The following is a 6,058-nucleotide window of genomic DNA, read 5'->3' as shown; positions in this document are numbered from 1 at the left end:
CCTGCCGGAAGATCGGCGACGTCTGTATGTTCGACAAGCGCTGGCGGCCGTCCAGGCGTCATGCCGCAGAATTGAGGGTGCACATGCGGGCCTCTTCCCGGCTGAAGCCGGCCCCACTAAAGCTGCGTGTGCAGTCAGCGAGATTGGGGGTGAACGCGGATGTAGGACCGGCTTTATCCGGGAAGGAGGCTGGCAATGATGCGGCGGACACCGGTCATGTGGGAGTGAGCTTGCTCACGAAGGCGGCATCTCTACCGATGGATATTCAGCGGATGTGCCGCCTTATTCGCGAGCAAGCTCGCTCCCACACGTTCTTCACCTGCCGGAAGATCGGCGACGTCCGTATGTTCGACAAGCGCTTGCGGCCGTCCAGGCGTCACGCCGCAGAATTGAGGGTGCACATGCGGGCCTCTTCCCGGCTGAAGCCGGTCCCACGAAAGCTGCGTGTGCAGTCAGCGAGATGGGGGTGAACGCGGATGTAGGACCGGCTTTAGCCGGGAAGGAGGCTGGCAATGATGCGGCGAACGCTGGTCATGCGGGAGTGAGCTTGCTCACGAAGGCGGCATCTCTACCGATGGATATTCGGCGGATGTGCCGGCTTATTCGCGAGCAAGCTCGCTCCCACACGTCCTTCACCTGCCGGAAGATCGGCGACGTCTGGATGTCGACAAGCGCTGGCGGCCGTCCAGGCGTCATGCCGCAAAAGTGAGGGTGTGCATGCAGGCCTCTTCCCGGCTGAAGCCGGTCCCACTAAAACACTGCGTTTAATCCGCCAGCCACCCGTTGACCCAGTGCTGGAGGTTGTCGCCGCGCAGGACGTAGTCGCGCAGGACCACTTCTTTCAGCTCATCGCCCATGCGGTAGCTGGCGTCCGGGTCGGCCAGGTGCATGCGGATCGCTTCGAGCCATTCGGCGGTGCTGTTGGTCATCACGCGGGTGCACGGCAGGTAACCGTCGTACGCCCGGGTGTCGGTGCAGATCACCGGGTAGCCGCAGGCCCCGTATTCCAGCAAACGCAGGTTGCTTTTGCAGTCGTTGAAGATGTGGTGCTCCAGCGGCGCCAGCGCGAGGTCCAGATTCAGGGCCGCCAGTTTGGCCGGATAGGCCAGCAAGCCCACTGACGGATGAAACTCGTGCACGTACGGGCGCAGCGACGCGGGGCACATACCGAAAAACACCCAGTCGACCTGATCGGCCAGCTCGCGCACGACCTCGGCGATGATCTCCAGATCGCCGGCATGGCTGGTCCCGCCGCCCCAGCCGACCCGAGGTTTCTTCGAGGTACGGCGCAGGCTGCGCAGGCCGGTCCAGAGCTGTGAAGCCAGCATGTTCGGGACCACCCGGATGTCGTGGTGCATCCCCGACAGCGCATCGGCCAGCGTCACCGTCGACACCACCACCCGATCACACAGACTGGTGCCCAGACGCACCATCGCCTCCATGTTCGACGGCATGCTGCGCAGATGGCCGTTCTTTTTCGGCACGCTGATCACGTAGTCGTCCAGCTCGTAGATGCGCCGGGCATTGGAGTACGCCTTGAGGCTGGCGACCTGATCGATGGAATTCTGGCTGTAGCGGCACTGCACGACGATCACGTCCGGTGACTGACGCTCCAGCTCGATGATCGACGGCAGGTCGTAACTCATCCGCCCTTCGATTCGGCCATCGGCTTCCAGCTCCAGAAACGGCTGGGACACGCGGTAGTGACCCACCGCCGTGCTGTTGACCGGGATCGCCAGCACATTCGGCAAACGTCGCGATGAATAAGGGTTCCAGCCTTTTTTAAGGCCGGGTTCCAGGCTGTAGAACGAACCGGTCAGGCGCAGGTTCGGGTTGTAGGCCGGGTCGCGGGCGAGGGTCGGCAACCAGCGCTTGTAGAAAGCGTGCTGGTCATCGACCTGGGATTGTTTATCGCGCACCTGTTCCGCCGGTGTCGAGGCGCCGATCGCCAGCACGGCACGGGGTGCCCAGACCACCAGATGGCCGGACTCGCGCACGCGCAGGCAGAAATCCACTTCGCTCAGGCTGCCGGTGAACTCGTGGCTGTTCAGGCCGCCGAGCTGCTCAAACAAAGAGCGGCGCACCAGCAGGCAGTGGCCGCCCACCGCGCTCAGATCCTGGGCCGCTTGCAGTCGCAGCAGATGCCCCGGTGCATGCAGCCGCTCACCGAAAAACGCAGGGCCGGCCGGCCCGTGGTAACCCAGAATCAGCCCGGCCTGGAGAATGTAGCCTTCGGGGGTGAACAGCTTGGCGCCGACCACGCCCACTTCTTCCCGCCGACCGTGATTGACCAGCTCGCCCAGCCACGCGGAATCGGCCACCACCGCGTAGATGCTGAGCATCAGCAGGTGCTCGCCCCGGGCGTGGGCAGCGGCGAAATTGCGCACGTCGGCGCCGTTGCCCTGCCCCTCGTAGTGCAGCACGCGCAGCTTGTCGCCGCCGATCTGCTGCATGTCCGCCAGCCAGGACCGAGCCTCCGGATGTTGACTGGCACAGTCGACGATCAGCACTTCAAAGTGATCATAAGTGGTCTTGGACAGCAGCGACTCGACACAGCGCTGCAACGCCGCCAACTGGTCCTGATGGACGATGATGATCGACACCAGCGGACGGGCGTCGCTGAGGTAATCAATGTGATTGAGCCACTGCCCTTCCACTTCTTGCAGCTGATGGGCGATGCCCATGCGCTCCAAATGCGCGCCGAGCACCGGGGCGTTTTGCGCGATGACCTCTGGCAGCGCCAGCCACGACTGAAACGGGAACTGCGACTCGACGAGGATTTCCGAAACGTGCTGAACCACCACGCCATAGGCTTCGGTCAGGCGCCAGATCGCATCGTGGGGCGCGAGTTCGCCGTAAGCGGAATCGAAACCACCGACCCTGACCAGCGCGTCGATCTGAAACGCCAGCACCCGGCCAACGTAGGGATAACTGCGCAGCAGATCGAGGTTGAAGTCAGGTCTGAAGACAGGCTCGGCCGACTCGCCTTCATGCAACGCACCTTCATCGCCGTACAGGCACAGCACGTCCGGCGAGTGAGCAACGCGTTCGGCGAGGATCAGCAGCGCGCAATCGGTCAGTCGATCCCCCGCCCGCAGCAGGTAGCACCAGTCGCCACGCTCAAGCTGAGGCAACAGGTCATTCAGCTGCGTCAGCCAGTCGGGTTGCAGCGGCAAGGTGAACACACGGCCGTCGAGCACCGGCGCGTCACAGGCGCTGGACAGCACGACGGTCAGTTCGGCGGCATACAGCTGCGCGTCGAGACTGGCCAGGGTCAGCGCCACGCCGGCGGCGCTGGCGTGCTCGTCGAGCACCACCGCCACCATCTTCGGCTGCGACGGCCAGGTGGCGACGTTATCCGCCACGCGCAGGCGATCAGCGCCAAACAGGGTGCGGAAGCTCAACCATTGCTGGTACAGCTCGGCAAAACTTTCGCTGTCGGTGCCGACCCGCCACGGCAAGGAGGCTTGACGATCGCCGAGCATGCGGCTGAGCGGCAGCTCTTGCCAGACGCGAGGTTGCCCCAACGCCTCGGTCAGCGGCACGAAGCGCACCCAGCCGTATTCGGGGGCGTCTTCGCCGGTCCGCGCCTTGAGCATCTTGCCCAGCCATTGACGCTCGTCGATGACCAGGTCCTTGACCCACTGCTGGCGGCTGAAGCGATCCGGGTGCAGGCGTTCGGCGCTGAGCACATCGCTGAGCATGACCATGTTGCCGCGTTTGAGCAGGCAAACGTAGAGCACGAAATCCACCAGCGCGGTGAAGCCGTCGCCCACTTCGCGGAGTGCCGGCAGAATCACCTCCACATCGCTGCGGCGCATCAACGAGCTGCTGAAGCCGCCGAGGAAGTTGGTCGGCGAAATATCAAATACGGAGAGCAGGTCCGCGCCGTAGAACACCGAGCTGGATTCGGCCAGCGGCGCGTTCTCGATGCGCACCGGCAGCTGGATGTCCTGGGGATCGCAGAAATAACGCTGGGCCAGCACCAGGCTAACGTCGTCATGCTCGACCAGAATGCTGGCCTGCCGCGCGACGGCCGCCGGAAACAGCCGATCGTCATCGCAGAAAAACTTGATGAACTCGCCCTGCGCTTCGTGCAGGCACACCAGCAGGTTGCCGACGAAACCCTGACGCTTGGGGTTGCGCACGTAACGCAGGGTGACGGGGCTTGAGTCGAGGTATTTTTCAACGATGCGCTGGATCTCGTCGGTCTGGCTGTCGTCGCAGACCACCACTTCAAGGGGCCGATACGTCTGGGCCAGGGCGTCCAGCAAGGCTCGCTGGAAAAAGCGCGGGTTGTAGGCGGGAATGACGAGGCTGACGAGGGGAGCTGAATTCACGGGCGGGACTCACGAGCGGTGCCGTTCCCCGGGGAAAGGATCGGCATTAACCGCTGACAATACGGTTGACGCTCAACGGTGGCGACCCCTGTTGATCAGGGGCCGCCCGCCGCTGGGCCGATTACAACTTGCTGAACAGGTTCAGCGCAGACAGCTGGGTAAACACCAGCTGCGAAGCCTGCAGCATGGTTTTCTGCAGGGTCAAACGGGCGATCGCATCGACCGGGTCGGACGCGGTAATCGTGCCCGATTCGGTGGTGCCGTTGTCGATCATGTTCTGGTTGGTCACGCCCTGATCGGTCGCCGTCCGGGCCCGGGCACCGCCGTCGCTGGTGGCATTGATGATCTGCTCGGCCGCACTTTTCAGGTTGCCGATGGTGGACGTCATGGTGGCCTGCAGTTTCTGCTGGGCAATCGGATCGCCATCGACCTTGCCGTTGAGTGCCGTGATGACCTTGGACAAGGTGTTCAGCACGTTCTGGCTCTGCTGGGTCGACGACTGCGCGGTGAACTGGTCACCTGCCGCCATCGCCGGTGGCGAGCCGCTGAAGGTGAATGTCACGCCGGAGGCCGTTGCCGTGTTGCCGCTCAGCGTGCCGGTGGACACCGGTTTGCTGGTCGCTGCGTCATAGGGCGCGGCGTACAGATTGAAGGTGGTGGCATCGGTGAAACGCACGACAGCGCCGCCCGACGGGAAGGTTTTGTCGAACGCGGCCTGGTCGGTCACCACCGAACTGGTGATCACGTCGGTCGACGTGTTGGCCGGCAGCCGTGAGGTGCTCACCGTACTGGGGGAAACACCCAGCTGGAAGGTGTGGTCTTTCACGGCTGCGTCTGCAGCCGTGGTGTCTGCGTACTGATCCTTGGTCAGGTTGATGTTCAGGTTCAGTTCCAGACCCCGGAAGGTGATGGCCTGGTTCGCCGAACTGGTGGACGCAAACTTGCCGGTGGCCGTCGCATCGCCCGTCACATCCTGGTTGTTCTTGTCGAGGATCGTGTACGCCGTGCTGCTGGTAAAGGAAATCTTGTAAGGCTGGCCGGCAGTGAAACTGCTATCGTAGGTGGCAGCGTTGCTGACGCTGCCGCCGGACAACGAAATCACGCCGTCATCAGCACCCGCGACCAGGGTCGTCGAGGTGCGCGTGGTGTTGGTCGCTTGTTCGAATGCATCCCAGCCGGTGGTGTTGCTGGCCATGGAAATGCCACTGCCGACGGCCAGCAGGTTGCGCGTCTGGTCGCCCTGATAGCTGTAGGTACCGTCGGAACTGACGGCGTATGGCGGGGTGGTGCCCTTGGACCCGGAGAACAGATAGCTGCCGTCGGCGTCCTGACTGTTCATCAGGCCGAGAATCTGCCCCTGCAATTCCTTGAGCTCGGCAGCGTTGGCCTGGCGGTCCTTGTCGGTGAACGAGGTGTTCGCCGCCCCCAGTACCAGCTCCTGTGCACGCTGAATCGCCGAGGTGATCGACGTCAAGGCCGTCTCGGTCTGCACGACGGTGGTATTGATCGTATCGATGTTGGATTTGTACTGATTGAGCATCGTGCCCTGCTGCTGCAACTGCAGCACACGGCCCGCGCCGACCGGATCATCGCCGGCGGTGTTGAGCTTGACCTGACTGGCCACTTCGTCACCGGTCTTGGTGACGTTGGCGTAGGTGCGCGAGTAGTTTGCCGCGCTGGTTTCGTAAAACTGGGTCGTTGAGATACGCATGGATTAC

2 protein-coding genes are annotated in these 6,058 nt (G+C 63.2%); both read right to left on the bottom strand.

The genetic code is table 11. The features are described 5' to 3' along the window. Positions 1-764: 764 nt before the first annotated feature. Positions 765-4,340: a glycosyltransferase gene (locus QWI20_RS26695; RefSeq protein ID WP_369307960.1), complete on the bottom strand. Its 3,576-nt coding sequence runs from the start codon at positions 4,338-4,340 to the stop codon at positions 765-767. A gap of 121 nt (positions 4,341-4,461) precedes the next feature. Then, on the bottom strand, positions 4,462-6,051 hold the full coding sequence (locus QWI20_RS26690) for a flagellar hook-associated protein 3 (protein ID WP_369307959.1): 1,590 nt from the start codon (positions 6,049-6,051) through the stop codon (positions 4,462-4,464). Positions 6,052-6,058 lie beyond the last annotated feature (7 nt).

This window comes from Pseudomonas sp. W2-17 (assembly GCF_041060445.1).
Classification (GTDB): Bacteria; Pseudomonadota; Gammaproteobacteria; order Pseudomonadales; family Pseudomonadaceae; genus Aquipseudomonas.
Note: the sequence above shows the minus strand (reverse complement) of the source record. Positions and strands in the feature narration are given on the sequence as shown.